This is a genomic window from Neobacillus drentensis (assembly GCF_036966985.1).
Taxonomy (GTDB): Bacteria; Bacillota; Bacilli; order Bacillales; family Cytobacillaceae; genus Neobacillus; species Neobacillus drentensis_E.
In genome coordinates, this window is sequence record NZ_JBALSN010000684.1 from 1,236 (window position 1) to 1,493 (window position 258).

Here is a 258-nt window from a genome sequence, read left to right on the forward strand (position 1 = left end):
ATTTGATAAGTATTGCGGTTCTAATAAATCACCAATTTCTAATTCTGCTTTAGTACCATGAAAAAAAGGACCATTATCTAAGACATCTTTTTTGTCATTCATACTGGCACACCTCTTCTATTTTTAGATTTGTATTTAAAGTACAGTATAGTGTAGGAATAACAAAAAAAACACTCTATAAAAAAAATATAAATAACGGTATAATTTAAGTAGAGAGAATGATATTGTGTCCAACCTGTTAATGATTATTTTAAATTT

General features: G+C 26.0%; 1 pseudogene. It reads right to left on the reverse strand.

The features are described from left to right. Positions 1-102 (reverse strand): annotated as a pseudogene (locus tag V7659_RS30460) (NAD(+)--rifampin ADP-ribosyltransferase); the annotation flags it as partial. Between the last annotated feature and the right edge of the window lie 156 nt (positions 103-258).